This is a genomic window from Bacillus sp. NPDC057893, from assembly GCF_042796455.1.
In the GTDB taxonomy this organism is placed as follows: domain Bacteria; phylum Bacillota; class Bacilli; order Bacillales; family Bacillaceae_G; genus Bacillus_A.
Window position 1 is genome coordinate 1 of record NZ_JBHVNG010000040.1, and the last position, 1,651, is coordinate 1,651.

6 protein-coding genes are annotated in these 1,651 nt (G+C 42.2%); 5 read left to right on the top strand and 1 reads right to left on the bottom strand.

What is annotated here, in order from left to right:
- Positions 1 to 165 precede the first annotated feature (165 nt).
- The 5 genes from ACFVQC_RS30155 (at position 166) to ACFVQC_RS30175 (ending at position 1,128) form a co-directional block, all read left to right on the top strand.
- Positions 166 to 291, top strand: a complete 126-nt coding sequence (locus ACFVQC_RS30155) for a hypothetical protein (protein ID WP_269775328.1) — start codon at positions 166 to 168, stop codon at positions 289 to 291.
- Positions 292 to 306: 15 nt separating this feature from the next.
- Complete coding sequence (locus tag ACFVQC_RS30160; protein WP_270354910.1) at positions 307 to 438, top strand: hypothetical protein; 132 nt, start codon at positions 307 to 309, stop codon at positions 436 to 438.
- A gap of 1 nt (position 439) precedes the next feature.
- Positions 440 to 607: a hypothetical protein gene (locus ACFVQC_RS30165; protein ID WP_270354911.1), complete on the top strand. Its 168-nt coding sequence runs from the start codon at positions 440 to 442 to the stop codon at positions 605 to 607.
- A 25-nt stretch (positions 608 to 632) separates the two neighbouring features.
- On the top strand, positions 633 to 773 hold the full coding sequence (locus tag ACFVQC_RS30170; protein WP_270354912.1) for a hypothetical protein: 141 nt from the start codon (positions 633 to 635) through the stop codon (positions 771 to 773).
- Positions 774 to 975: 202 nt separating this feature from the next.
- The gene (locus ACFVQC_RS30175) at positions 976 to 1,128 is read left to right on the top strand and encodes a hypothetical protein (protein ID WP_270354913.1); all 153 of its coding nucleotides are present in this window, start codon (positions 976 to 978) and stop codon (positions 1,126 to 1,128) included.
- A 226-nt stretch (positions 1,129 to 1,354) separates the two neighbouring features.
- Here the strand turns inward: ACFVQC_RS30175 and ACFVQC_RS30180 are convergent, their stop codons facing one another.
- The gene (locus ACFVQC_RS30180) at positions 1,355 to 1,516 is read right to left on the bottom strand and encodes a hypothetical protein (RefSeq protein WP_377900193.1); all 162 of its coding nucleotides are present in this window, start codon (positions 1,514 to 1,516) and stop codon (positions 1,355 to 1,357) included.
- Between the last annotated feature and the right edge of the window lie 135 nt (positions 1,517 to 1,651).

Consider the following 1,651-nt stretch of genomic DNA (forward strand, 5'->3'; position numbering starts at 1 on the left):
TATCGATATCCTCGAAAAAATGGAGCTTTGGACAGAAACAGCCGATCTCTCAATGGAAATTGCTGTATACTATGAGAGTAAGGATGACTTTGAAAAAGCCGCATATTATTTTAAACACGGGCATTTTGTCAAAAACAAAATTCTCAAAATATCGGAGGCGTTACTATGAAAAAAACCGCTCTGTTCAGTCTGCTAACTGTTTCAGCATTATTGCTGGCCACTCCTTTAGTAAACAATACAACCTCTTTGAGTAACCCCATTAAAATTGCCGAAGGGGCAGTAACCATTTAACACGGGGGTGTTATTGTGAAGAAAAAAACGATTTTGTTCAGTCTGCTAACTGTTTCAGCATTACTGCTGGCTTCTCCCGCCTTAACGAGCAGTAGCAAAATTGCTGAAGGTGGAGTCTCCATTCAAGAACAACCAGTAGCCATCTAACATGCAAACTCTTGAAAAAGCGTTCCCGCAGCTGAAAATAGACCGTCAAAAAGTCTGGACTTCAGCTGACAAATTAAAATCAAATAAAGACGGGGTTATCCTTTTAGACCGTTCTAACCCAGAACATCGGGATTGGTACAATGAATCAAATTCATCTAAAAGTGTTTAAATCCCACACTATCGGAGGCGTTATTATGAAAAGACGTACTGTCTTAATTACCGCTGCCATCCTTGGACTGCTTCTTGTATCAAGCAACCATTTCGGGACCAAGGAAAACGGATATTTAGGCATATCAAAGGATTTTCAAGTTGCTGAAAATGGTGCACTGGGCTAAAAATAAAAAAGCAGACTCTCAGAAGTCTGCTTTTTTATTTTAAAATGCTTTAAATGCCCTTATATTCGATTTTAAGGACATCCCCTTCCATAAGGTCGTTTTTTTAATTAAAAGCCCTCAGAAACAAATCTGGGCATTCTCAGAGGTATTTCTCATTTCATCCCTCATGTTAGTATTAATAAAAAACCCGGAGGAACCAAAATTGAAAATCGAAACACTCTCTGAAGCAAAAAAGAAAATGAAAGAACTGCTCTCTGATCCGCAGCTCAACTTACCGCGGCATTATCCGGAACGAAGCCTCAAAGGAATCATTTTGCTCGATCAAAACAACGAGTTACACAAAGAATTAAAGTGACTTCATTGGGCTTTGCCCAAACCCACCAACGGACGGCCGTTGGATGCCAATATTTCAATCCCCCCAACCCCCCGATTCTTCGGGGGGCTCCCTCGCCGGTTGGCGTCAAACAAACGGGTTTGTTTGAGTGCTGAAAGGGTTCGGGTGGCGCTGAATGAGTCAACTCCTTAATCCTCCCTACGGTCCGGTTACCGTTGACTCACGCCAAAATCGCCCGCTTTCCCATTTAGAGATAAGACAGCTCCAGCGCTTTTCGGATGTATTCTTCTTCTGTGATTTCTCCATGAAACCGCCTTTCTAAAAGCTTTTCCTCTTCTTCAGTCAGCACTAAGCCCTCAAAGCAAAGGGTTGCTCTCACTTGTCTCATAGCCGTTTCAAAATCAATCATTTGTCTCTATACCGCAGGTTCAATCGTCAATTTTGTTCCATCAGGCAGAGACATTTTCAAGGTATTCAAAGCATCCTCCGCTTCCTTGATCGTCTCGAATATATCCTCTCGTTTCTCTCCGCCTGGGTGTGTGCT